Raw genomic sequence first — 25,379 nt, 5'->3', positions numbered from 1 at the left:
CATAAACACAAAGAGCGATGCAGACACTCAAACGCGTGCTGGCCGGGCCCTGGGTCCCGGCCGACCTGGGCAAGCTGCCCTACCTGTGGGCGATGTCCCTGGCCTTCCTGCTGTTCAAGTACTTCTACAGCACGGTCGGCCCCTTCGAGCTGGCGATGCTGGGGCTTAGCATCGCGCTGTTCCTGCCGCTCTACCTGTACAGCTTCTGGTCCGGCGGCCGCACCGCCGTCCTGTGCATCCTGGCAGCCTGTTTGTTCGGCATGCTGTGGGCGCCGTACAACCAGGGCGCCGGCACCTTCTTCATCTTCGCGGCCGGTATGTGCGGCCGCCTGGCCCCTGGCCGCAACGCCCCGCGCATGCTGGCCCTGGTGCTGGCGCTGGCCACCGCCACCGGCTACCTGCTGGCGCAGAACACCTCGTCCTTCCTGCTGGCCCCATGGCTGGTCGGGCTGTCGGTGGGCGTGGCCTCGATCATGGAAGGCGGCCTGCGCGCCTCGCGCAAGCAGCTGCTGCGCAAGCAGGAGGAGGTCGAGCACATCGCCCGCATCGCCGAACGCGAACGTATTTCGCGCGATCTGCACGATTTATTGGGCCACTCGCTGTCCCTGATCGCCCTGAAGGCCGAACTGGCGGGCAAGCTGGCCGGGCGCGACCTCGAGGCCTGCAAGCGCGAGATCGCGGACATCGAAACCAGCGCCCGGCGCGCCCTGGCCGAGGTGAGGACGGCGGTGACCGGCTACCGCGACAGCGGCCTGCCGGGCGCCCTGGCCAGCGCCCGCGCCAGCCTGGCCGCCGCCGGCGTCGAACTGCGCGAGGACATCCAGCAGTTTGCGCTGGCGCCGGCGCCCGAACACGTGCTGGCCCTGGCGCTGCGCGAAGCGGTGACCAACGTGGTGCGCCACGCCGGCGCCACGCGCTGCACGATCGCTCTCGCATTGGAGCAGGGCAGCGCGGTGCTGCGCGTGCTGGACGACGGCGACCGCCTGCGCGCCGGCGACGAGCTCCGCGTCGGCAATGGATTGACGGGCATGCGCGAACGCGCTTCATCGGTCGGCGGCCAGCTCCTGGTGAGCGTCGACAAGGGCTTGCGGCTGGAGCTGCGCCTGCCTGTAAAAGACATGGAAGGGGAAGCAGCATGATTCGTATCGTGATCGCCGAAGACCAGGCGCTGGTGCTGGGCGCACTGGCGGCGCTCCTGAAACTCGAGGACGACCTCGACGTGGTCGGCACCGCCGGCAACGGCAAGGATGCGCTGGCGCTGTGCCGCGCGCTGCGGCCGGACATCGTCCTCACCGACGTCGAAATGCCGCAGATGACCGGCCTAGAACTGGCGGCCCATCTGCAGGAACTCGGCCTGCCAGCCAGGGTGGTGATCGTGACGACCTTCGCGCGCAGCGGCTATTTGCGCCGTGCGCTGGAGGCCGGGGTGCGCGGCTACCTGCTGAAGGATGCGCCGGCCGAGAACCTGGCGGCGGCGATCCGCGTCGTGCACGGCGGCGGCCGGGCGATCGCGCCCGAGCTGGCGCTGGAAAGCTGGAGCGCGGGCCAGGATCCGCTGTCCGAGCGCGAGCGCCAGGTGCTGCGCCTGGCCGGCGAGGGTAAGACCAGCGGCGAGATCGCCAGGCTGGTGCACTTGTCCGAGGGCACGGTGCGCAACTACCTGTCGGAGGCGATCAGCAAGCTGAATGCGGGAAATCGCATCGAGGCTTACCGGATGGCGCGTAACGCGGGCTGGCTCTGATCAATATGGCCTTGCGGCCCATCCCTATGCTGTGAGGGTGGACGGTCGTCGTCCCTCAACCGCATTGAGGATTACCATGACGCAATCAAGCTGGATCCAACGCTGCATCGTCGCGCTCTGCTGCGCCTTCGGCATGGCCTGTGCCCCGGCTTTCGCCCAGACCGTGACGCTCACCTTCGACAACATCGGCAAGCTCGGGCCCTACCCGGATTCGTGGACCGAATCGGGCTTCAGCGTCACCTCGCTCGAACCGAATGGCCCGCACCTGCACGCCGGCGCCGACTCGCTGGTGCTGCACAGCCGCGAGGGCTCGCAACCCTACCGTTTCCAGCGCCTCGACGGCGAAAGCTTCGACTTCGTCGCCTTCGATTATTTCGGCGGCGATTCGGTGTTCGTCAGCGATACCGGCGCCACCTTCAGCATCCTCGGCGACCAGCCGCTGGCCACCTTCACCATGCCGGCGGCCTTCCAGCACGTGACTTACATCGACTGGTTCATGCCCAACCCCGGCGACCTGAGTACGCCCGACCCGCAGTGGGGCGAGATCGATAATTTCGTGACGAACATCTCACCGGCGCCGGAACCGGGGCAGGTGGCGATGCTGGGTCTCGGACTGGCCGGGCTGCTGCTGCACGGCCGCCGCGCGCGCCGGCGCTAGCGGCCCGGTTGGCTGAACTCCGGCGGCGAGCGCACCGCCTCGATCTGCTTCGCGGTGCCGTCCATGCGCTTCACCGGGGCCGAGCCGACTGCGAAGCCATAGCCGTCCGCAGCGAGATGCAGGAAGGACTGCGCGACGGCGCCAGTGTCCAAAGACTCTGCCGTGCCCCAGACGCCGGTCAGGTGGGATGGCAGCGCGTCCGCCGCGTGGATCGGCAGATGCCAGGCCAGGGCCTGGGTCAGGGCCAGCGGAATGACAGCTTTCATGCGAAGTTCTCGGTCGACGGGATGCGTCCGAGGATAGCAGGGCGGACGACACGAAATACGCGCACTTTGTCACGTGCCCGCGAAGACGAAAAAAAGCCGCGCCAGGCAAGACCCGGGCGCGGCTTTTTTTACAAACGGCAAAAAATCAGGCCGGCGGCAGCTTGCCCAACTGCTCCCGCATCTTGGCCAGCGTGGCGCCGAAGTTCTCGACGCGCTCGCGTTCCTGGGCCACCACGGCTGCCGGGGCGCGGGCGACGAAGCTCTCGCTGGACAGCTTGCCCTCGGCCTTGGCGATCTCGCCCTGCAGGCGCGCGATCTCCTTCGACAGGCGTTCGCGCTCGGCGGCGACGTCGATCTCGACCTTCAGCATCAGCTTGGTGGTGCCGACGATGGACACCGCGGCCGGTGATTCCGGCAGGGTGTCGACGATCTGCACTTCCGACAGCTTGCCGAGCAGCTGCACATACGGCGCAAAGCTCTGGGCGGCGGCGCGGTCGGCATCCGAACCCGGTTCGACGATCAGCGGCACGCGCACCGAGGGCGACAGCTTCATCTCGCCGCGCAGGTTGCGGGTGGCGTCGGTCAGCTTCTTGAACTGGTCCATCCAGCTCTCGGCGCCGGCGTCGATCAGCGATTCGTCGGCGACCGGGTAGGGCTGCAGCATGATGGTGTCGCCCGTTTTGCCGGCCAGCGGCGCGACCGCGTGCCACAGCTGCTCGGTCACGAACGGAATGATCGGATGCGCCAGGCGCAGGATCACTTCCAGCACGCGCAGCAGGGTGTGGCGGGTGGCGCGCTGCTGGGCCTCGGTGCCTTGCTGGACTTGCACCTTGGCCAGTTCCAGGTACCAGTCGCAGTACTCGTCCCAGACGAAGCTGTAGATGCTGGAGGCGATGTTGTCGAAGCGGTAGTCGGCGAAGCCCTTGGCCACGTCCAGTTCCACGCGGTTCATCTGCGAGATGATCCAGCGGTCGGCCTGCGACAGGTCGGCGGCTTCCGGCTTTCCGCAGTCCTTGCCCTCGGTGTTCATCAGCACGAAGCGGGTCGCGTTCCACAGCTTGTTGCAGAAGTTGCGGTAGCCTTCGGCGCGGCCGAGGTCGAAGTTGATATTGCGGCCCAGCGAGGCGTAGCTGGCCATGGTGAAGCGCACGGCGTCGGTGCCGTAGGCCGCGATCCCTTCCGGGAATTCCTTGCGCGTCGCCTTGGCGATTTTCTCGGCGGCCTTCGGGTTCATCAGGCCGGTGGTGCGCTTGGCGACCAGCGACTCGACGTCGATGCCGTCGATCAGGTCGATCGGGTCCAGCGTGTTGCCCTTCGACTTGGACATCTTCTGGCCGGCCGAATCGCGCACCAGGCCGTGCACGTAGACGGTCTTGAACGGCACCTTGCCGGTGAAGTGCGCGGTCATCATGACCATGCGCGCAACCCAGAAGAAGATGATGTCGAAGCCGGTCACCAGCACCGAGGACGGCAGGAACAGGTCCATGTCCCTGGTCTGTTCCGGCCAGCCCATGGTCGAGAAGGGCACCAGGGCCGAGGAGAACCAGGTGTCGAGCACGTCGTCGTCGCGCTTGATCTCGCCGGCGATGCCTTGCTCCCTGGCCTTCTGCTGCGCTTCTTCTTCGCTGCGCGCGACCACGATTTCGCCGTTCGGGCCGTACCAGGCCGGAATGCGGTGGCCCCACCACAGCTGGCGCGAGATGCACCAGTCCTGGATGTTGCCCAGCCACTGGTTATAGGTGGTGGTCCAGTTTTCGGGCACGAACTGGATCTCGCCGCTGGCGACCTTTTCCAGCGCCACTTCGGTGATCGACTTGCCCGGGTTGAAAGTGCCTTCCGGCGCCGGCTTGCTCATGGCGACGAACCACTGGTCGGTCAGCATCGGCTCGATGATGACGCCGGTGCGGTCGCCGCGCGGCACCATCAGCTTGTGCGGCTTGACCTGTTCCAGCAGGCCTTGCACTTCGAGGTCGGCGACGATCTTCTTGCGCGCTTCGAAGCGGTCCAGGCCGCGGTAGGCTTCCGGCGCCTCGTCGGCGATCTTCGCGTCGAGCGTCATGATGCTCGGCATCGCCAGCTTGTGGCGCTGGCCGACGGCGTAGTCGTTGAAGTCGTGGGCCGGGGTGATCTTCACGCAGCCGGTGCCGAAGGCTTTATCCACGTATTCGTCGGCGATGACGGGGATTTCGCGGCCGACCAGCGGCAGTTTGATCATCTTGCCGTGCAGGTGGGTATAGCGCTCGTCGGTCGGATCGACCGCGACGGCGACGTCGCCCAGCATGGTTTCAGGGCGGGTGGTGGCGACCGTCAGGTGGCCGCTGCCGTCCGCCAGCGGGTACTGGATGTACCACATCGAGCCGTCTTCTTCTTCCGACACCACTTCGAGGTCGGAGACGGCGGTGCCCAGCACCGGGTCCCAGTTGACCAGGCGCTTGCCGCGGTAGATCAGGCCCTGCTCGTACAGGCGCACGAAGACTTCTGACACGGTGCTTGACCGCGGCTCGTCCATCGTGAAGTATTCGCGGTTCCAGTCGGCGGAGGCGCCCAGGCGGCGCATCTGGCCGGTGATGGTGCTGCCCGACTTTTCCTTCCACTCCCAGACCTTCTCGACGAAGGCTTCGCGGCCGAGGTCATGGCGCGAGATCTTCTGGGCGTCCAGCTGGCGCTCGACCACGATCTGGGTCGCGATGCCGGCGTGGTCGGTGCCCGGGATCCAGGCCGTGTTGAAGCCACGCATGCGGTAGTAGCGGGTCAGGCCATCCATGACGGTCTGGTTGAAGGCGTGACCCATGTGCAGGGTGCCCGTCACGTTCGGCGGCGGCAGCTGGATGCTGAACGAAGGCTTGTCGGGGTCCGTGGTGGCGGCAAAGTAACCGCGCTGTTCCCATTCGGTGCGCCAGAATTGTTCGATATCGGCTGGCTCGAAAGACTTGGCTAATTCCATGATGGCTGTGTTGGCAGGTGAATTTTCGAAAAGAACCATTATAGTTGACTGGCCCGCCCCCGCAACGGTGCCAGTCCGGTACGGACCAGATCCGCGCTTAAAACAGCGTCGATGAGCGCGAAGTCGGCCGGTTTGCTCAGGTGACGGTCGAAACCGGCGCTGACCGTGCGCGCGATGGTTTGCTGGTCGTTCCAGCCGCTCAGGGCGACGATCCACACCAGCGCCAGGCCCGGCAGGCGGCGCAGGGCGCGGGCGGTGTCGTAGCCGTCCATGCCCGGCATGCCGAGGTCCAGGAACACGACCTCAGGCGAAAACGCGGCGGCGCGTTCCAGCCCGGCGGGCCCGTCGCCGGCAGTGGCAACGCTGTGCCCGCGCAGCTCGAGCGCCATGCCGAGCAGCTCGCGCGCGTCATCGTTGTCGTCGATCAGCAGGACCTTGCGGAAGAGCGGTGCGCCCATCAGCGGTCCCCGGCGCGCGAGCGCGGCGGCAGGCGGCGCGGCAGGGTCATGCGGAAGGTCGTGCCCTCGTCCGCGCTCGAGGCCACCGCAATCGCGCCGCCGTGCGCACTGGCGACCTCGCGCGCGATGAACATGCCGATGCCCAGGCTGGTGTCGCGTGTGTCGTCCGTCGCGTCGCGCGCCGCGAAGCGGATCAGCGGATCGAACACGCTGCCGATCTTGTCGGCCGGGATGGCCGGGCCCAAGTTGTGCACGGCCACGCTGACATCCTCCCCGGTGCCGGAAACGCGTACGCTGACCGGATGGTCGTGCGCGCCATGCTGCAGGGCGTTGCCGATCAGGTTGGACAGCACCTGCGCCAGGCGGTCGTTGTCGCCGTGGACGTCTTCGCGCGCCGGCGCCTGATAGTCGATGATGCGCTCCGGGTGGGAGGTGCGCAGTTCGTCGACGACGTTCAGGCAGACTTCGGCAAGGTTCATCCGCTTGGGCTTGATCGGGATGCCGGAGCCGAGGTGGGTGCGTGTGAAGTCGATCAAGTCACCGATCAGCTTGTTCATCCGTTGGCCGCTGTTGAAGATGCGGGTCGCCGCAAGCACGTATTTGCTTGGGATCTCGGTCGCGCGCATGATGAGGGTCGCACCGGTGAGCACCGTGCCGAGCGGGTTGCGCAAGTCGTGCCCGAGGATGGCGAGGAACATGTTTTCCGACTGCTTGATCAGCAGGGCGTAGCGCGCCACCGATTCGGCCAGCGACTGGTCGATCGCCTCGTTGAAACGGGTGACGTCGTCCATGTCGGTCGCCTGGCCGGTTTTTGTGCGTGAGGTCCACAGGTGCAGCACGCTCGATCGCAATGCCCGGTATTCGGACACCAGCTGCTCGACGCTGTAGCCGGACAGGAGGCGCGTTTCGGCATGGGTTTCCGCGGCCGTGTCGCCGGCGCCGCGCGGGCCTCTTCCCTGCGACTTTTCCGACTGTTCCAAGGACGATTGCGGCGTCTTCAGGTCGATGGCGATGGCCGTCAGCATCAGCCGCGCGTGATCGCGCAGTTCGATATCGTCCATGGTCAGGGCAGGGGGCTCGATGGTACGGGCAAAGTCTTGCCAGGCCTGCAGGATCGGCTCCATGTTGTCGAGGATGAAGTCGGCGAGTCGCATGGCGTTTTTGGTGAGCACGTGGGCCTTGTCATTAGCGGGAAAGCCCGTGCGGACGCACGGACTGCAGCACAATCAGGCATGCGGCCGGCGGCAAGTCATACAGGAATGGTTCGCTGGGACGAACGAAGGCTGGAGAAGAAACCGGCAATGATGCGGTTTGAAAGGAGGCTGGAAATCAATATACAGCTGAAACCTGGCATCGCCTACGCTTATTTATATTAAGTCAACTGGCCCACCAGGATCAGCGAGGCCGGCTTGCCGGTCTGCGGATGCAGGGGCTCGCGCATTTCCAGCAGCCGGAAACCGTGGCCGGCGTACAGCTTGATCCAGCTGCCCAGGGTGCGGAAGTACCAGGGCGGCGGATCGGTGAAGCCGGCATTGAAACCGGCCCAGCTGCCTTCGCGCCAGCCGTCCTGGTAGGGCGCGTCGCCGCAGGCCGTGAGCGGGTGCATGGTCTGCACGACCAGGGCGCCGCCCGGCCGCAGATAGCTCGGCGCGGCGCGGAACAGGCCGGCGACCGCATCCTCGCCGATCAGCGAGAAGTTACACACCGCGACATCGACCTCGAGCGCCAGCCGCCCCTCCGCGATGTCTTCGTAGGACATGACATGGAAGTCGCCGCCGCCGGCCTGCCGCGCGGCATCGACCAGTTCCGGCACCACGTCGACGCCGGTCATCGCGATGCCGGGCAGGGCCCGCACCAGCCAGCCTTCGCCGCAGCCGATGTCCAGGCCGGTCGTGGGCGCGAGGCTGCGCACGGCGTCGACGATGGCCTGGTTGGTGACCAGGGTACGGCTTTCGATTTCGTTGTCGCGTACTGCGGTAACCCAGGGGGCCGCGTTCTTGTGCCAGGAATCGATGACCTTGGTGTCCATGTTTTCTTTTGGTGGTTTGAAAAAAAGTAGGGTGGGCACACCGTGCCCACGCGTAACTTAAAGATGCCACAAACGTCACGCGTGAGCACGGGGTGCCCACCCTACGAAAGGCGCGAGCGCCTTTTACTTACCGCAGCCCAGCGACTTGATACGGTCGTAGGCAGCCTTGGCCTGCACCAGGCCGTAGCCGTACTTGGTGTCGCGGCCGGCGGTGCCCAGGTCGAGCGCGCTGTTGTTCAGCGAGGTACGGATCTGGGCGCCGGTGCAGGTCGGGAAGTAGCTCCACACCAGGGCAGCCACGGCCGACACGTGCGGGGTCGCCATCGAGGTACCGTCGAAGTAGGCATAGTTGGAAGCCTTGACGCCGACGGTGGCGCTCTGGCCCAGCTGCGCCTTCATCGCCGCGCCTTCGGTATCCGACGCGCCGACCGACGGGATGCTGATCACGGTGGTGCCCAGGGTGCCCGCCAGCGGACCGGCGACATTGTTGTAGACGACCGCGCCGACGCCGCCGCTGTTCTGGCAGTTGGAGACCTTGGTCGCGAAGTCGACGGTGCCGCGCTGGATCAGGCAGACCTTGCCGGAGACCGCGGTGTTGACGGTGTCGCCGATGCCGAAGTCGGCCAGCGGGGCGGTCGCGATCTTGACCGGCGAGCCTTCCATCGCCGTCGGCGCGTAGGTGGACGAACCGACCGACAGCACCGGGTCCTGGCCCACGCCCATCGGCACGCTCGACAGCACGGCCACGCCCGGACCGGCGATCTCGACATCGCTGTTGTACTGCGAGAAGCTGGCGACCGTCTTGTTCTCGTCGACCGCCGCCACCGACATCACGCTGGCGTAGCCGGCCGGGTAGGAAGTGGTGGCGTTGCCGTCGTTGCCGGCCGCGGCGATGCTCAGCACGCCCTTGGTCTGCAAGCTGTCGAAGGCGCGCTGCTCGGTCATGCTCTTGGCGCCGCCGCCCAGCGACATGGTGATGACGTTCGCACCCGCCGCGCCGCACTTGTTGGCGGCCGAGGCCAGGGTCGACGAATAGGTCCAGGCGCCGGCATTGCCGAATACCTTCACGATGTGCAGCTTGAGGTGCTTGTTCGGGTTCACGCCGACCACGCCCATGCCGTTGTTGACGCCGGCGATGGTGCCGAACACGTGGGTGCCGTGGTGGGTTTCGTCGGTGTACCACCAGCCGGTGCCGGCGTCGTACTCGCCGGTGACGTTGGCGCCGTTGTCCTTCAGGTCTTCATGGTTGAAGTCGACGCCCGAGTCGATGATGCAGATCTTGCGGTTGCTGGTGTTGGTGTCCGGCAGCTGGTCGGCCTGCACCAGCTTGATGCCGTAGGGGACCTGCTGGCCCAGGGTGTAGGGGGTGCCGGTCGAGGGGGTGGTCAGCGCGAACGGCTTGCGAACCACATCTTCCTCGATATACTCGACGTTCGGGTTGTTTTCCAGGCCCTTCAGGGCGACGGCCGGCACTTCGATCGCCATCGCATCCATGCCGAAGATTTCTTGCTTGACCGAGCCTTTGGCGGCCGCGACCACCGACTTCATGGCCGCTTTGGCGCCCGGCTTGAAGGCGACGATCACGCGGGTGGTGTCAGGCGCGGCGGCCGAGGCGCTGCTTGCAAAAACCACTGCCAACGCCGCAGCGCAGAGGGTGAGGGCAGGAACGAACTTCTTTGCTGCGCGAGTGTGTTTCTGATTCATCGGTGTTTTCTCCGTTAATACTTATCGTTATAGAGCGCGGCTCGTGGCCGGGCGCCTTGTGGTTTTACTGCCTTAACGACCGATACATCACTGTTCTCGCAGGAGGCCGGGCCCAGCGTCCCGTAAAAACAGCCGAGCCAGTTTATGAAGGGAACTTATGCATATGCAAAACATTTTCAATCGTGCGCGGGGAGTGTTGCGTGATCGTCTGTGCATATGATTCAATTGATGAAAATCTAGATTTGTCACAAATGTACATGCTATATTTTTGGCCGCCGAAAGCGGAGTTGTGAAGATTTCGTGAAGAAAGTAAAAAGTCCATGAGCGCACCCGTTCCCCCCCGCCGGCTGATCCTGCTGGTCGACGACGACCCCCTCCTGCTCGACTTCATTTCCACCGTGTTGCAGCACGCCGGTTACGACACCGTCGGCGCCGGCTCCGCGCCCGAAGCCGTGCAGCGCGTGCAGGAGCGGGGCGCGGACATCGCCCTGGCCCTGCTCGACATCACCATGCCCGGCATGTCGGGGCTCGAACTCGCGCAGCGCCTGAAAGACCATACCGAGGTGCCTTTCATGTTCCTGTCCTCGGTGGATGACGCCGAGACCGCGCGCCAGGCCGCCAGCCATGGCGCGGTCGGCTTCGTGGTCAAGCCCGTCGACGCGAGCCGCCTGCTGCCGGCCTTCGAGGCCGGCCTGGCGCGCGCCGACGAGATTCGCCAATTGCGCCGCACCGAGGCCAATCTGAACGCGGCCCTGGCCGCCGGCCGCGAGACCAGCCTGGCCGTGGGCCTGCTGATGGCGCGCTACCAGACCGACCGCAACACCGCCTTCGAAGTCCTGCGCGACCACGCGCGCTCGAGCCGCCGCAAGGTCAACGAAGTGGCCGAGCAGATCGTGGCGGCCGAGGAGTTGCTCAATGGCCTGCATGGGGCGTTTGCCGCGCGGCTAAGGAAGTAGGGCCGCCACGCGATCCCTTCTGGCTTGGTATGATGGCAAACCATTTATCAAGCGACTGGAAGGACAAGGCGACATGAAAACCAAGGCAGCGATTGCATGGCAGGCGGGGAAGCCGCTGACCATCGAGGAAGTCGAGCTCGAAGGACCGAAGGCGGGCGAGGTGCTGGTCGAGATCAAGGCCACCGGCATCTGCCACACCGACTGGTACACCCTGTCGGGCGCCGACCCGGAAGGCCTGTTCCCGGCCATCCTCGGCCATGAAGGCGCCGGCGTGGTGGTCGACGTCGGCCCCGGCGTCACCAGCCTCAAAAAGGATGACCACGTCATCCCGCTGTACACCCCGGAATGCCGCCAGTGCAAATTCTGCCTGTCGCAGAAGACCAACCTGTGCCAGGCCATCCGTTCCACGCAAGGCCGCGGCCTGATGCCTGATGCTACTTCTCGATTTTCGCTGGACGGCAAGCCGATCTACCATTACATGGGCACCTCGACCTTCTCGAACTACATCGTGGTGCCGGAAATCGCGCTGGCGAAAATCCGCAGCGACGCCCCGTTCGACAAGGTCTGCTACATCGGCTGCGGCGTCACCACCGGCATCGGCGCCGTGATCTTCACCGCCAAGGTGGAGGCGGGCGCCAACGTGGTGGTGTTCGGCCTGGGCGGCATCGGCCTGAACGTGATCCAGGCGGCGAAGATGGTCGGCGCCGACAAGATCATCGGCGTGGACATCAACCCGGGCCGCGAAGAGATGGCGCGCAAGTTCGGCATGACCCATTTCGTGAACCCGACCCAGGTCGAGAACGTGGTCGACGCCATCGTCCAGCTGACCGACGGCGGCGCCGATTACTCCTTCGAGTGCATCGGCAACGTCACCACCATGCGCCAGGCGCTGGAGTGCTGCCATAAAGGCTGGGGCCAGTCGATCATCATCGGCGTGGCGGAAGCCGGCAAGGAAATCGCGACCCGTCCGTTCCAGCTGGTGACCGGGCGCGTCTGGAAAGGCTCGGCCTTCGGCGGCGCGCGCGGCCGTACCGACGTGCCGAAGATCGTCGACTGGTACATGGAGAACAAGATCAACATCGACGACCTGATCACCCATCATTTGTCGCTGGATCAAATCAATGAGGGCTTCGACCTAATGAAGCGGGGCGAATCGATTCGCTCGGTCGTCGTGTACTAATAACCTATTTCGGTAGGGTGGGCACCCCGTGCCCACGATGTGCAGTGATCCGCATGCAATCGTGGGCACGGGGTGCCCACCCTACGGATCGGTTCTTTTCCCGCCCACTCCCCCAAAACCGCAGCCTGTCGCAGCAAGCTGGCCCCCGTCCCCTGCAATCCCTATCCTGCCTTCATCGATCATTCGCCCGCATCTAGAAAAAAAGTTCTAGACAAATTTTTCTAGCTGGCCTATTCTGGATTCGTCGAAAGGAAACCGCATGAGCAAGTTGCACTGGAAGGACCCGCGATGAGCGCCGCAGCCTGGATGTCCGGCCTGGCCTGGGCGCTGCTGGACTTCGTCTGGCAAGGGGCGCTGCTCGGCTGCGTCGCCGCCGTGCTGCTGGGCCTGCTCGGCAAGGCGCGTCCGCAGTGGCGCTACCTGGTCGCCTGCGCCGCGCTGCTGCTGTGCGCGGCGCTGCCGATGGCCGGCATGCTGGCGCGCGTGATGGGGCAGGGCATTGCTGAAGGCGCGACGATGCTGCCGCCTGCGCTGCTGCAGGTCTTGCCGTCCATGGCGGCGCCGGAGCCGGTGCACAGCGCAGCCCTGCCGGCAGCCTGGAGCATGCAGGGCTGGCGCGAGCTGGCGCAGCCGCGCCTGCCGCTGGTGATCCTGTGCTGGTCGGCGGGCGCCGCGCTGATGGCCCTGCGCCTGCTGCTGGGCCTCGCCTGGGTGCGCCGGCGCAGCCGTCCGGGCGCCTACCGGCTTGACCCCGAATGGCAGGCCGTGCTGGACCGCCTGGCGGCGCGTCTCGGTGTCAAGCGCAGGGTCATCCTGGGACTGGTGGACGATCTCGCCAGCCCGGTGACGGCGGGTTGCCTGCGGCCGCTGGTGCTGGTGCCGGCCTCGCTGGCGACCGGCATGGCGCCGCAGCTGCTGGAGGCGCTGCTGGCGCATGAGCTGGCCCATGTGCGGCGCCACGACTACCTGATCAACCTGATACAGAGTGCGATCGAGATCCTGCTGTTCTATCACCCGGTGGTGTGGTGGCTGTCGCACCGCATCCGGGTCGAGCGGGAACTGATTGCCGACGATCTGGCTGCAAGCGCGCTGGGCGAACCGCGGCGTCTCGCGCTTGCATTATCCGAGCTGGATTTGTTCCAGCTCTCATCCCCACCACTCGCCCCTGGGGCAATTGGAGAGAAAGGAAAGCTCATGTCTCGCATCAAACGCCTGGTTCGCCCGCAAGCGGAACCCTTCAGTTCATCATCCGGCTGGAAGCTGGCCCTGCCGGCACTCGGCCTGGCCCTGAGCGCGGCCATCCACGCCCACGCCGGCACCGCGCCGGCAGCTCCCGCAAGCCCTGCCGCTCCTGCGGCCCAGGCCGTCCCCGCGGCGCAGGCGAAACCCGCAGCCCAGGCGAAACCCGCCGCGCAGGCGAAATCCTCGGTCCAGGTGACCCTGCGCGAAGAGCGCGGCGATGCCTACGCCCTGGTCGGCGACGGCAAGGACAGTTTCAACATGACCGGCAACAGCGCCGACTGGAAGTCCATCAAGCAGCTCAAGCGCAGCATCCAGGGCGAGTTCCTGTGGTTCCGCGACGGCGGCAAGTCCTGGATCGTGCAGGACCCGGACACCCTGGCGAAGGCGCATGCGGCCTGGGCGCCGGTCAACGAGCTGGGCAAGCAGATGGAGGTCTACGGCAAGGAGATGGACACGCACGGCAAGGCGATGGAATCGCTGGGCAAGGAGATGGAGCAGGCAGCCACCGGCATGCGGCCCGACGAAGCGAAGGTGCATGAGATCGAACGCAAGATGAACGCGCTGAGCCGGCAAATGAGCAGCGTGGGCCAGCAGATGGGCAAGGCCGGCAGCGACGCCGAGCGCGACCGCCTGAGCGAGCAGATGAACAAGCTGGGCCGGCAAATGAACGAGCTGGGCGAGCAGATGCGCGCCGCCCACGAAAGCGAAGGCCAGCGCCGCGCGCAGGCCAGCATGGATGCGGTCGGCAAGCGCATGAACGAAGCCGGCAAGCCGATGGACGAGCTGGGCAAGAAGATGGACGTGCTCGGCAAGCAGATGGACCGCGAGAGCAAGGCCGCCGACAAGGCCATGCGCGGCCTGATCCGCGATGCGATGGCCAGGGGCCTGGCCCAGCAGGCGCCGGGGCAGGGCTGAGTGGCCCAGCCGGCAGCGTAAGGATTGCCGGGCGGGCACCCATGTGGCAGCATACGCAGGTTAATCTTTTATAAAGCCTGAATATGCGCCCAGCCCGCTTAGCAGTTCTCTTGTCCCTCGCCGGCGCGGCCGCGCTGGCGAGTGCCCAGACCAGCCCCGCACCCGCCTCCGCCTCCGCCCCCGCCGCCAAGGCCGAGCGTCCGGCCTCCGAGTTCCCTTACACCCCGGGCCTGGACCCGAGCGCGATGGACCGCAGCGCCGATCCCTGCGTCGACTTCTACCAGTTCGCCTGCGGCGGCTGGATGAAGAACAATCCGATCCCCGCCGACCAGGCGCGCTGGTCGGTCTACGGCAAGCTGGCCCAGGACAACCAGCGCTTCCTGTGGGGCATCCTCGAAGACCTGTCCAAGCGCCAGGATGGCCGCAGCGCCACCCAGCAGAAGATCGGCGATTACTTCGGCGCCTGCATGGACGAGCGCACCATCGAAGCGCGCGGCGCCGGGCCGCTCAAGCCCTACTTCGACGAAATCGCCTCGCTGAAATCCAACAAGGACTTGCCGCGCCTGCTGGCGCACCTGCACTTGGCGCTGGCCGACCAGGGCCTGTTCTTCGGCTTCGGCTCGAGCCAGGACTTCGGCGACTCCACCCGCGTGATCGCCTTCGCCACCGCCGGCGGCCTGGGCCTGCCGGACCGCGATTCCTATCTGAAGGAAGACGCGAAGTCGAAGGACATCCGCGCCAAGTACGTGGCCCACATCGCCAACACCTTCAAGCTCCTCGGCGACAGCCCGGAGCAGGCGCAGCGCCAGGCCGAGCGCGTCATGGCGATGGAGACCGGGCTGGCCAAGGCCTCGCTGTCGCGCGTCGACAAGCGCGACCCCTATAAACTTTTCCACAAGGTCGATGCGAAGGGCCTGCAGGCGCTGACTCCGGGCTTCTCCTGGCCCGCCTACCTGGGCGAGATCGGCCAGGGCAAGCAGACCAGCTTCAACGTCACCGAACCGGCCTTCTTCAAGGCGCTGGCCAAGATGTGGAAGACGTCCGACATCGACGCCACCCGCACCTATCTGCGCTGGCACGTGGCGCGCAACATGTCGCCGGCGCTGGCCTCGAACTTCGACCAGGAACACTTCGACTTCTTCAGCAAGACCCTGCGCGGCGTGCAGCAACAGCAGCCGCGCTGGAAGCGTTGCGTGACCCTGGTCGACCGCCAGCTGGGCGAAGCGCTGGGCCAGGAATTCGTCAGCCGCGCGTTCTCGCCGGCGCTGAAGGAAAAGTCGCTGCACATGACCCGCCAGGTCGAAGAGGCGATGCAGAAGGACATCGAGTCGCTGGACTGGATGAGCCCTGAGACCAAGAAGCGCGCCCAGGAAAAGCTGGCCGCGATCGTCAACAAGATCGGCTATCCGGACAAGTGGCGCGACTACAGCAGCTATGTGGTGAAGCCGAACGACTTTGCCGGCAACGTCGAGCGCGGCAACGCCTTCGAGACGCGCCGCGACCTGGCCAAGATCGGCAAGCCGCTCGACCGCGGCGAATGGGGCATGACGCCGCCGACGGTGAACGCCTACTTCAATCCGCAGATGAACGACATCAACTTCCCGGCCGGCGTCCTGCAGCCGCCGCTGTTCGACCCGAAGATGGATGACGCGCCGAACTACGGCAACACCGGCGGCACCATCGGCCATGAACTGACCCACGCCTTCGACGACGAAGGCCGCCAGTTCGACGCCAAAGGCAACCTGAAGGACTGGTGGACCAAGAAGGATGCCAAGGAATACGAAGAACGCGCCGCCTGCATCGTCGACCAGTACGCGCAGTACACGGTGGTGGACGACATCAAGATCAACAGCAAGCTGACCCTGGGCGAGGACATCGCCGACCTGGGCGGCCTGATCCTGGGCTGGATGGCGTGGAAGGAAGAGATGGCCAGCATGCCGCAGCAGGCCCAGCCTCAGCAGCTCCGCGACGGCTTGACGCCCGAGCAGCGCTTCTTCGTCGGCAACGCCCAATGGGCCTGCGAAAACGACCGCCCGGAAAACCTGCGCGTGAAAGCCATGACCGACCCCCACTCGCCGGGCCGCTACCGCGTGAACGGCCTGGTGGTGAACATGCCGCAATTCCAGCAGGCTTTCCAGTGCAAGGCCGGGCAGCCGATGGTGAAGGAAAAGCGTTGCCGCGTTTGGTAAACGTATGAACGTCGTTCCCGCGAAGGCGGGAATCCAAGTTTGCGTGCGTATCGATTACTCATGCAAACTTGGGCCCCCGCCTTCGCGGGGGCGACGTTGACACGTGCGTGTCCTCCTTCACGTGGCCGCTCACCGCCGCCGCGACCCCCGGTCGCTGGCCTGCCCCTGCATATGCACCAGGTTCGCCTCGAAAGCCTGCATCTGCAAACCGATATCCGCCATATCCACATTCGACTGCCGCAGCCGCGGGAACAGCTCGCCTTCCTCTTCCTCGATATGGTTCAGCACCGATTTGAGCATCTCGCGCATCATCGGTTCCGCGCGCGGCTCGTCCGGCGCCATCCCCTGCAGCGTGGCCAGCAGGTCGTCGACTTTCAGATGGTCCTGTTCGAAATGGCGCACCAGCTTGTCGTCCAGGCAGCGCACGTTCGGATAGAAGATCGATTCCTCCAGCCGTGAATGGGTGTGGATGGCTTGCAGCAGCTGGGTGGCCGCCTGTTTCTTGACTTCCATGTCGCTGCTGTTGAGATACTTGTCGGCCAGCTTGCGTACCGTGTCGTGGTCGCGCACCAGCATCTGGATCGGATCGTCGGCATTGTCCATGATGGGTTCCTCCTGAAAAGGAATGCCATCCTACTCTTGGCGGAAAACAGCGCCGATCCATTTAGGCGCGGAAAAAAAACACCGCCTCGGCGGGCGGCGTTTGCACGATCAGGAAAGAATCAGTGCTGAGCAATACTACCGCGCCAGGCCCCGGTTTCCTTGCCGCGCGATTCCAGCATTTCCTTGAACTTCTGCAGGTTGCCGCGCAATTCCATGCGCACGGCGCCGAAGGCATCGCCGATCTGCTCGAGCGCGCCTTCCGGCTGGTAGTCCATCTGGACGGCCACACGGCAGACGTCGTCGGAAATCTTGTGGAAGGTGGCGACGCCGCCGTTCGGCACGCCGGTCGTGCTCTGCCAGGCGATGCGCTTGTCGGGGATCTGCTCGGTGATCTCGACATCCCATTCCTTGTCTTCGCCGGCCACATTGGCCTTCCAGTGCAAGTGCTTGTCGTCCAGCTGGCGGATTTCCTTCACGCTGGCCATGAACTGCGGGAAGTCTTCGAACTGGGTCCACTGGTTGTAGGCGGTGCGCACCGGCACATTGATCTCGATGGTTTCGACGATGGACGAATCCATGCCCGAAGCGCGGTTCTTCATTTTCTTCGACAGCATCATGCCGCCCACCGCCAGCGCGGCCACAGTAACGACTCGATTCAGCATTATTGCCTCCTTGTTACGAGTAAAGATTGAAAACACATCTGCAGCCACGTTACGGTAAGTCGGCTTTCGAGGGCGCTAGCGAGCCTACAGGAAACTGTTGTGATACTGTATATATAACCAGTAAATTTGGCGCGGAAAGCCGTCCCCGGCCCGTTCCGACGTTTATAATGCCCGCATGAATCTCCTCGACAACCTGAATCCCGAACAGCTCGCCGCGGTCACCTTGCCGTCCCAGAGCGCCCTGATCCTGGCCGGCGCCGGCTCGGGCAAGACGCGCGTGCTGACGACCCGGATCGCCTGGCTGATCCAGACCAGCCAGGTCTCGCCGGCCGGCATCATGGCGGTGACCTTCACCAACAAGGCGGCGAAGGAAATGCTGAGCCGCCTGTCGGCGATGCTGCCGATTAACACGCGCGGCATGTGGATCGGCACCTTCCACGGGCTGTGCAACCGCCTGCTGCGCACGCATCACCGCGACGCCGCGCTGCCGCAGAGTTTCCAGATCCTGGATTCGCAGGACCAGCTGTCGATGATCAAGCGCATGCTGAAGGCGCTGAATGTCGATGACGAGAAGTACCCGGCCAAAGACCTGATGTACTTCATCAACAACGCCAAGGACAACGGCCGCCGCGCCGCCGATTGCGAGGCCTACGACCACGTGCAGAAGCGCATGGTCGAGCTGTACGATGCCTACGACCAGCAGTGCCAGCGCGAAGGCGTGGTCGATTTCGCCGAGCTGCTGCTGCGCGCCTATGAACTGCTGCAGCGAAACCACCCGCTGCGCCAGCATTACCAGATGCGCTTCCGCCATATCCTGGTCGACGAGTTCCAGGACACCAACGATCTGCAGTACAACCTGCTGAAGCTGCTGGCGGGACACCATGAGCCGGCCGGCGGCGCGATCTTCGCGGTGGGCGACGACGACCAGAGCATCTACGCCTTCCGCGGCGCGAATGTCGGCAACATGCAGGCCTTCGAGCGCGAATTCGAGGTGAAGAACCTGATCAAGCTGGAGCAGAACTACCGCTCGCACGGCCACATCCTCGACACCGCCAACTTCCTGATCGCCAACAACAAGCAGCGTCTCGGCAAGAACCTGCGTACCGACGCCGGCCAGGGCGAGCCGGTCCGCATCTACGAAGCTTCCTCCGACCTGGAAGAGGCGCAGTGGATCATCGACGAGGCCAAGAGCCTGATGGGCGAGGGCGTGCCGCGCAGCGAGATCGCGATCCTGTACCGGTCGAACGCGCAGAGCCGCGTGATCGAGCACGCGCTGTTCGCGGCCGGCATCCCGTACACCGTGTACGGCGGCCTGCGCTACTTCCAGCGCGCCGAGGTCAAGCACGCGATCGCCTACCTGCAGCTGATGGACAATCCGCACAACGATTCGGCCTTCCTGCGCGTGGTGAACTTCCCGACCCGCGGCATCGGCGCGCGCTCGATCGAGCAGCTGCAGATGGCGGCCGACAGCTACGGCGTGTCGTTGTACGCGGCGGTGCCGCACATGACCGGCAAGGCCGGTACCGTGCTGTCCAACTTCGTCAAGCTGATCGAAAGCGCGCGCTTCGAGACCCAGCAGTTGCCGCTGCCGGAGATGGTGAAGGTGGTGCTGGAGCGCAGCACCCTGCTGGACCACTACGGCAAGGAAAAGGAAGGCGCCGAGCGCATCGAGAACCTGGAGCAGATGGTCAGCGCCGCCACCCACTTCGTGCAGGAAGAGGGCTTCGGCGTGACGGCGCCGGCGCATCTGGGACCGCAGGCGGCGGCCAGCAGCGGCGCGGCGATCGTCAATCTCGACGGCATCGAACTGCTGGACGCCGACGCGCCGCTGGCGGCCGTGATGTCGCCGCTGTCGGCTTTCCTGTCCCACGCCTCGCTGGAAGCCGGCGACGCCCAGGCCCAGGCCGGCCAGGACGCCATGCAGCTGATGACGGTGCACTCGGCCAAGGGCCTGGAATTCGACGCCGTCTTCATCACCGGCCTCGAAGAAGGCCTGTTCCCGCACGAGAGCAGCTCGCGCGAGCTGGATGGCGTGGACGAGGAACGGCGCCTGATGTACGTGGCGATCACGCGCGCGCGCAAGCGTCTGTACATGAGCTTCACCCAGCAGCGCATGCTGCATGGCCAGACCCGCTTCAACATGAAGTCGCGCTTCTTCGACGAGCTGCCGGAAGAGTCGCTGAAATGGCTGTCGCCGCGGGTGCAGACCAAGTGGTTCGGCGGCCGCAACTCGACCACGGCCTGGGACGACGCCAACTTCCGCGAGAATGGCAGCGACAACCAGATCGCCCGGCAGATCACGCAAAAGTCGAGCAGCGACAAGGGCATCGGCTGGCGCATCGGCGAGCAGGTGGCGCACGCGCGCTTCGGCGAGGGCGTGATCGTGAATATCGAGGGTGGCGCCGGCAGCCCGCGCGCGCTGATCAACTTCGGCGGCGCGGGGATGAAGATGCTGGACCTGTCGGTGGCCAAGCTGGAGAAAGTGGCCAGGTGATATGACGTGGGCACAGGGTGCCCACCCTACGAACGTACGTGGCATGAAAACGGTGTGCCATCGACGACGTATACGTAGGGTGGGCACCCCGTGCCCACGTTTTACGCCGGCTGCAAATCCTTGTCGCCCGGCTTGCCGAAAATATCCCGGTAACCGGCATAAATCGCGCACTGCCAGAACAGGATAAACAAAAACATCAGCCACATCAGCACGACCTGCGCCAACATGATCGTGCTGAACAGGTTCACCACCAGGAAGGTGGCGGCGAGGAAGATGCCGAACCAGCACAGCACCAGCACGCCGAACACGCGCGCCGAACGCAGCACGGCAAAGAAGCTGTAGAAGGTGGCCTTGCCGGGGCTCATCTGCTTCCAGTAGGTGAGCGGGGCGGTAAAGCACAGCGCCAGCAGCAGCACCGTCTCCAGGATCAGCAGGCCGAAGGCGGCCATGAAGTCGGACGCCGTGAAGGGCAGCTTGTCGCCGGGGCCGATCTTGATGTCGGCCGGCAACTGGCGCAGCGAATCCGGCGCGATCAGCAGCGTCGCCAGGGCCAGGATCAGGAACACGCCCAGGTAGATCACCCCGATCTTGCACAGGCCGCCCAGCACCGGCTTGCGGAAGCCCGTCAGCAGCACGCCCAGGGTAACGCGATCGCCATTGTCGATCATCAGGCAGGCCTGCATGAAGGCCATCGTGAAGGAGGGAATCAGGACCACCACCAGGATCGGGCCGATGAAGGGCAGGGCGCTGATGCCGATCGCCAGCAGGATGTTCGCGAACAGCAGGGACATGAGGGCGGCGGGCTGCTTGCGGAACAGGGCCATGCCCCGTTTCAGCCAGGCCCAGCCGGTGAGTGCGGGCAGATTGTTCATGCGGTGAGATCCGGCGCGGGAACCGCGATGCGCTCGCGCAGCACGCGTTCGAAGTGAGTGGGGTCGTGCGGCGTCAGCATCTCGGCTTCGCGCGGACGGTGCAGGTCGTACAGGCGCGACAGCCAGAAGCGCAGCGCGGCGGCGCGCAGCATGGTCTGCCAGGACTGGGCTTCGGCGTCGGTGAACGGACGCACGGCGTGATAGGCGCGGGTCAGGGCCAGCACGCGGTCGTGGTCCAGCCTGCCGCTGTCCAGGTCGATGCACCAGTCGTTGGCGGTGACGGCGATGTCGAACAGCCAGCTGTCCCAGCCCGCAAAATAGAAGTCGAAGCAGCCGCTCAGGCGCTCGCCGACAAACATCACGTTGTTGCGGAACAGGTCGGCGTGGACCGGGCCATGGGCCAGCTCGGCGTAGACGGGGCCGCCCGCGAACGCGCGCTGGAAGGCCAGCTCCGATTGCAGCAGCGCGGCCTTGTCGGCGTCGAGGAAGGGCAGGACCTTGGGAACGGTCTCGATCCACCAGTCCAGGCCGCGCAGGTTCGGCTGGCGCAGCGCGAAGTCCTGGCCGGCCAAATGCATCTTTGCCAGCGTGGCGCCCACTTCGGCGCAATGCACGGGCTGCGGATCCATCTGCGAGCTGCCATCGAGCTTGCTGACGATGGTGGCCGGCTTGCCGTGCAGCGCCACCACCAGTTCTCCACGATCGTTCGGCACGGGCGCCGGTACCGGCACGCCGCGTTCGGCCAGATGACGCATCAGCTGCACGTAGAAGGGCAGCTGCGCGAAATCGAGGTTCTCGAAGATCGTCAGGACGAATTCGCCGCGCTCGGTCGTCAGGAAGAAATTACTGTTTTCGATGCCGCTGGCGATGCCTTTGAGCGCCAGGGCTTTACCTAAGGGAAACTGCTTGATCCACTGGCTGAGGTCGTCCAGTGTGACCGAGGTGAAAACTGCCATCGTTCACGAAAAGTAGGAGGTGCTGTGGCGGCCGCCGCGAAGGCGGCCGGGCCTTATTTCTTGTCCGCGGTGCCAGGCGGCAAGGGCGGTGGCGGCGGTGCATCGGCCGGGGCCGGGGTGTTGGTCCCGGTCTCGCTGGCGGCCTTGCGCTTGCCCGACAGGTCGAATTCGCCCACTTTCCATTGCGGCGCGCGGGTTGCAGTGGCGCCCGGGCCGGCCGGGACGGCGCCGGGCGGGTTGTTCGGCTTTAAGGTGTAGTGGCTGCCGCTGCTGTTGACTTCCACTTCGGTGACCTGGCCGCCGTCGCGCTTTTCCCTGATCTGGGTACGGGTGCGCGAGGGGATATTGGTGGCCGGTACATCGCTGCCCGGTTCGACGCGCTCGAGCTTGGGCGGGGCCTGGTTCTGATTCGATTGCGGAGCCGCTGGCTGCGTAGCCTGCTGGGCCGACGCTGGGCCAACCAGCGCGGCCTGCGCGGCCAGAAGCAGAGCGAGGAGGGACAGGCGGGAAGAGATGCGTGGCATGATGGTCACCTTTGTCGTTTGGTTCATTGTAACAAACGGCGCTGTCTGCCAGTAAAAAGCATGTGAAAAGTGTGAAGCGGCCCCATATGGAGGGGATGCCGATTCTGCGATAATGGCCCACCTTTGCTCATCTCGACCCTACATGGACAACACCCTGCTTCTCGTTGACGGCTCCAGCTACCTGTACCGCGCTTTCCACGCGCTGCCCGACCTGCGCAGCCCCGACGGCCACCCGACCGGTGCGATGCACGGCATGGTCAACATGCTGCGCCGCCTGCGCGCCGACTTCCCGGCCGCCTACATCGCCTGCGTGTTCGACGCCAAGGGCAAGACCTTCCGCGACGACCTCTACCCCGAGTACAAGGCCACGCGCGCCTCGATGCCGGAAGACCTGGGCAAGCAGATCGAACCGATCCACGAAGTGGTGCGCCACATGGGCTGGCCGATCCTGATGGTCGAAGGCGTCGAGGCCGACGACGTGATCGGCACCCTGGCCGCCCAGGCCACGGCGCGCGGCATGAACACCGTGGTCTCGACCGGCGACAAGGATCTGGCCCAGCTGGTCAACGACAAGGTCATGCTGATCAATACGATGAGCAACGAGAAGCTCGACGAAGCCGGCGTGGTCGCGAAATTCGGCGTGCCGCCCAACCGCATCATCGACTACCTGACCCTGATCGGCGACACGGTCGACAACGTCCCGGGCGTGAGCAAGTGCGGCCCGAAGACCGCGGTCAAGTGGCTGGCCCTGCACGGTTCGCTGGACGGCGTGATCGAAAACGCCCACACCATCGGCGGCGCGGTCGGCGCCAACTTGCAGGCGGCCCTGGAATGGCTGCCTAAAGGCCGCGAGCTGATCACCGTGAAGTGCGACTGCGACCTGACGAATCACCTGGTGTCGATCGAGGAATCGCTGATCGGCCGCCCGGAAGACAAGGACGCGCTGCGCGACTTCTTCCAGCGCTACGGCTTCAAGACCATGCTGAAGGAACTGGGGCCGAACAGCGGCAACCCGGGACGCTTCGTCACACCGGGCACCCAGCCGGCCCAGGCGCCGCTGTTCAATTCGCCGGAAGGCGCGGCCGACCCGAACGGCACGCTGCCCGGCATGGCCGTCATCAAGGGCGAGTACGAGACCGTCACCACGACGGAGGCGCTGGAGCGCTGGCTGGACCTGATCGACAAGGCCGACCTGACCTCGGTCGATACCGAGACCACCTCGCTCGACCCGATGATGGCCGAGATGGTCGGCATCTCGCTGTCGGTCGAAGCGGGCAAGGGCGCCTACATCCCGCTGGCCCACCGCTACGCCGGCGTGCCCGAGCAGTTGAACCGCGAGGAAGTCCTCGAACGCATGAAGCCGTGGCTGGAAAACCCGGACAAGCCGAAGCTGGGCCAGAACCTGAAGTATGACGCCCACATCTTCGAGAACCACGGCGTGAAACTGCGCGGGATCGTCCACGACACCCTGCTGCAATCCTACGTGTTCGAATCGCACAAGCCGCACGACATGGACACCATGGCCATGCGCCACCTGGGCTACACCACGATTCCCTTCGTCGACGTGTGCGGCAAGGGCGTGAACCAGATCTGCTTCGACCAGGTCGAGCTGGGACGCGCCACCGAATACGCGGCCGAGGATTCGGACATCACCCTGCGCCTGCACCAGACCATGATCGGCCATGTGGAGAGCGACGAGGGCCTGAATTTCATCTACCGCAAGATCGAGCTGCCGACCTCCGTGGTGCTGCAGAAGATCGAGCGCAACGGCGTGCTGATCGACGCCGACAAATTGGCAACCCAATCGAACCAACTGGCGGTGCGCATCGCGGAACTCGAGCAGCAGGCCTACGAACTGGCCGGCGGCCCCTTCAACCTCGGTTCGCCCAAGCAGATCGGCGAGATCTTCTTCGGCAAGCTCCAGCTTCCGGTGATCAAGAAGACCGCCACCGGCGCCCCGTCGACCGACGAAGAGGTGCTGCAGAAGCTGGCCGAAGACTATCCGCTGCCGAAGATCCTGCTCGAGCACCGCGGGCTGTCGAAGCTGAAGTCGACCTACACCGACAAGCTGCCGAAGATGGTCAACCCGAACACGGGCCGCGTGCACACCAATTATGCGCAGGCGGTCGCCATCACCGGCCGCCTGGCTTCGAACGATCCGAACCTGCAGAACATCCCGGTGCGTAACGCCGAAGGCCGCCGCATCCGCGAAGCCTTCATCGCGAATCCGGGCAGCGTGCTGGTGTCGGCCGACTATTCGCAGATCGAGCTGCGCATCATGGCCCACATCTCGGGCGACGAAGCGATGCTGCGCGCGTTCGCCCAGGGTGAGGACATCCACCGCGCCACCGCCGCCGAGATCTTCGGCATCGCGCCGGAAGACGTCGAGAGCGAGCAGCGCCGCTACGCCAAGGTCATCAACTTCGGCCTGATCTACGGCATGAGCGCCTTCGGCCTGGCCCAGAACCTGGGCATCGAGCGCAGCGCCGCCAGCAACTACATCGAGCGCTATTTCCAGCGCTTCGCCGGCGTCAAGCAGTACATGGACGAGACCCGCCTGCAGGCCAAGGCCCGCGGCTACGTCGAGACCGTGTTCGGCCGCCGCCTGTGGCTCCCGGAGATCAATTCGCCGAACGGCCCGCGCCGCGCTGGCGCCGAGCGCGCGGCGATCAACGCGCCGATGCAGGGCACGGCCGCTGACCTGATCAAGCTGGCCATGATCGCGGTGCAGGACTGGATCGAGCAGGAAAAGCTCGGCACCCGCATGATCATGCAGGTGCACGACGAACTGGTGCTGGACGTGCCGGAAGCGGAGCTGGACCTGGTGAAGCAGAAGCTGCCGGAATTGATGGCGGGGGTGGCGACCTTGAAGGTGCCGCTGGTGGCGGAGACTGGGGTGGGGCCAAACTGGGAAACTGCGCACTAAATGCCGCGTGGGCACCGCGTGCCCACGCGCACGCATCATCCGCCGCCCTACGTTAATATT

General features: G+C 65.3%; 20 protein-coding genes. 9 read left to right on the top strand and 11 right to left on the bottom strand.

The window, feature by feature from the left end; all coding sequences use genetic code 11:
• Positions 1-17: 17 nt before the first annotated feature.
• The 3 genes from ACFPO9_RS21705 to ACFPO9_RS21695 all read left to right on the top strand — a co-directional run bounded on the left by ACFPO9_RS21705 (position 18) and on the right by ACFPO9_RS21695 (position 2,399).
• Positions 18-1,139, top strand: coding sequence for a sensor histidine kinase (locus tag ACFPO9_RS21705; protein ID WP_379774781.1), 1,122 nt, complete (start codon positions 18-20; stop codon positions 1,137-1,139).
• Positions 1,136-1,741 carry a response regulator transcription factor gene (locus ACFPO9_RS21700; RefSeq protein ID WP_379774779.1) on the top strand — a complete coding sequence of 202 codons (606 nt, stop codon included), beginning with the start codon at positions 1,136-1,138 and terminating at the stop codon, positions 1,739-1,741. Before ACFPO9_RS21705 ends, ACFPO9_RS21700 begins: the two co-directional genes overlap by 4 nt.
• 76 nt (positions 1,742-1,817) lie before the next feature.
• Complete coding sequence (locus ACFPO9_RS21695; RefSeq protein ID WP_379774775.1) at positions 1,818-2,399, top strand: PEP-CTERM sorting domain-containing protein; 582 nt, start codon at positions 1,818-1,820, stop codon at positions 2,397-2,399.
• Here the strand turns inward: ACFPO9_RS21695 and ACFPO9_RS21690 are convergent.
• The 6 genes from ACFPO9_RS21690 to ACFPO9_RS21665 all read right to left on the bottom strand — a co-directional run bounded on the left by ACFPO9_RS21690 (position 2,396) and on the right by ACFPO9_RS21665 (position 9,728).
• Positions 2,396-2,665, bottom strand: coding sequence for a hypothetical protein (locus ACFPO9_RS21690; RefSeq protein ID WP_379774773.1), 270 nt, complete (start codon positions 2,663-2,665; stop codon positions 2,396-2,398). The genes ACFPO9_RS21695 and ACFPO9_RS21690 overlap by 4 nt on opposite strands.
• Positions 2,666-2,810: 145 nt before the next feature.
• Positions 2,811-5,609, bottom strand: a complete 2,799-nt coding sequence (locus ACFPO9_RS21685) for a valine--tRNA ligase (protein ID WP_379774770.1) — start codon at positions 5,607-5,609, stop codon at positions 2,811-2,813.
• Positions 5,610-5,647: 38 nt separating this feature from the next.
• A complete protein-coding gene (locus ACFPO9_RS21680; protein WP_379774767.1) occupies positions 5,648-6,067 on the bottom strand; it encodes a response regulator in 420 nt (139 codons plus the stop codon).
• Positions 6,067-7,239, bottom strand: a complete 1,173-nt coding sequence (locus tag ACFPO9_RS21675; protein WP_379774765.1) for an ATP-binding protein — start codon at positions 7,237-7,239, stop codon at positions 6,067-6,069. Before ACFPO9_RS21675 ends, ACFPO9_RS21680 begins: the two co-directional genes overlap by 1 nt.
• A gap of 200 nt (positions 7,240-7,439) precedes the next feature.
• Positions 7,440-8,096 carry a class I SAM-dependent methyltransferase gene (locus ACFPO9_RS21670; RefSeq protein ID WP_379774763.1) on the bottom strand — a complete coding sequence of 219 codons (657 nt, stop codon included), beginning with the start codon at positions 8,094-8,096 and terminating at the stop codon, positions 7,440-7,442.
• A 123-nt stretch (positions 8,097-8,219) separates the two neighbouring features.
• Complete coding sequence (locus tag ACFPO9_RS21665; protein ID WP_379774760.1) at positions 8,220-9,728, bottom strand: S8 family serine peptidase; 1,509 nt, start codon at positions 9,726-9,728, stop codon at positions 8,220-8,222.
• Positions 9,729-10,120: 392 nt separating this feature from the next.
• Here ACFPO9_RS21665 and ACFPO9_RS21660 point away from each other — a divergent pair, with 392 nt between their 5' ends.
• The 4 genes from ACFPO9_RS21660 (at position 10,121) to ACFPO9_RS21645 (ending at position 16,282) form a co-directional block, all read left to right on the top strand.
• Entirely contained in the window at positions 10,121-10,756 is a 636-nt protein-coding gene (locus tag ACFPO9_RS21660; RefSeq protein ID WP_379774757.1) for an ANTAR domain-containing response regulator, read from the top strand.
• Between the two features lie 73 nt (positions 10,757-10,829).
• Positions 10,830-11,936 carry an S-(hydroxymethyl)glutathione dehydrogenase/class III alcohol dehydrogenase gene (locus ACFPO9_RS21655; RefSeq protein WP_379774755.1) on the top strand — a complete coding sequence of 369 codons (1,107 nt, stop codon included), beginning with the start codon at positions 10,830-10,832 and terminating at the stop codon, positions 11,934-11,936.
• A 288-nt stretch (positions 11,937-12,224) separates the two neighbouring features.
• Complete coding sequence (locus ACFPO9_RS21650; protein ID WP_379774752.1) at positions 12,225-14,093, top strand: M56 family metallopeptidase; 1,869 nt, start codon at positions 12,225-12,227, stop codon at positions 14,091-14,093.
• Between the two features lie 110 nt (positions 14,094-14,203).
• Complete coding sequence (locus tag ACFPO9_RS21645; protein ID WP_379774749.1) at positions 14,204-16,282, top strand: M13 family metallopeptidase; 2,079 nt, start codon at positions 14,204-14,206, stop codon at positions 16,280-16,282.
• A gap of 129 nt (positions 16,283-16,411) precedes the next feature.
• Here ACFPO9_RS21645 and ACFPO9_RS21640 read toward each other — a convergent pair whose 3' ends face one another.
• Both ACFPO9_RS21640 and ACFPO9_RS21635 read right to left on the bottom strand, forming a co-directional pair.
• Entirely contained in the window at positions 16,412-16,885 is a 474-nt protein-coding gene (locus tag ACFPO9_RS21640; protein ID WP_379774746.1) for a hemerythrin domain-containing protein, read from the bottom strand.
• A gap of 119 nt (positions 16,886-17,004) precedes the next feature.
• Positions 17,005-17,547, bottom strand: a complete 543-nt coding sequence (locus ACFPO9_RS21635; protein WP_379774744.1) for an SRPBCC family protein — start codon at positions 17,545-17,547, stop codon at positions 17,005-17,007.
• Positions 17,548-17,722: 175 nt separating this feature from the next.
• Between ACFPO9_RS21635 and ACFPO9_RS21630 the strand changes: the two genes are divergently transcribed.
• The gene (locus ACFPO9_RS21630; RefSeq protein ID WP_379774742.1) at positions 17,723-20,041 is read left to right on the top strand and encodes a UvrD-helicase domain-containing protein; all 2,319 of its coding nucleotides are present in this window, start codon (positions 17,723-17,725) and stop codon (positions 20,039-20,041) included.
• Between the two features lie 101 nt (positions 20,042-20,142).
• On the opposite strand, the gene ACFPO9_RS21625 is transcribed toward ACFPO9_RS21630, so the two are convergent.
• From ACFPO9_RS21625 to ACFPO9_RS21615, 3 genes are read right to left on the bottom strand one after another with little or no spacing between them, the layout of a single operon-like run.
• Positions 20,143-20,913, bottom strand: a complete 771-nt coding sequence (locus tag ACFPO9_RS21625) for a BPSS1780 family membrane protein (RefSeq protein ID WP_379774740.1) — start codon at positions 20,911-20,913, stop codon at positions 20,143-20,145.
• Positions 20,910-21,869 carry a homoserine kinase gene (locus ACFPO9_RS21620; protein ID WP_379774737.1) on the bottom strand — a complete coding sequence of 320 codons (960 nt, stop codon included), beginning with the start codon at positions 21,867-21,869 and terminating at the stop codon, positions 20,910-20,912. Before ACFPO9_RS21620 ends, ACFPO9_RS21625 begins: the two co-directional genes overlap by 4 nt.
• 53 nt (positions 21,870-21,922) lie before the next feature.
• Positions 21,923-22,393, bottom strand: a complete 471-nt coding sequence (locus ACFPO9_RS21615; RefSeq protein WP_379774735.1) for a hypothetical protein — start codon at positions 22,391-22,393, stop codon at positions 21,923-21,925.
• Positions 22,394-22,535: 142 nt separating this feature from the next.
• Between ACFPO9_RS21615 and polA the strand changes: the two genes are divergently transcribed.
• Positions 22,536-25,319, top strand: coding sequence for a DNA polymerase I (gene polA, locus ACFPO9_RS21610; RefSeq protein WP_379774733.1), 2,784 nt, complete (start codon positions 22,536-22,538; stop codon positions 25,317-25,319).
• Positions 25,320-25,379: the final 60 nt, after the last annotated feature.

The sequence above is a fragment of the Massilia aerilata genome (genome assembly GCF_042656905.1).
Taxonomy (GTDB): Bacteria; Pseudomonadota; Gammaproteobacteria; order Burkholderiales; family Burkholderiaceae_D; genus Telluria; species Telluria aerilata.
The sequence above is the reverse complement of the archived record's forward strand: the minus strand, read 5'-3'. Positions and strand labels throughout refer to the sequence as shown.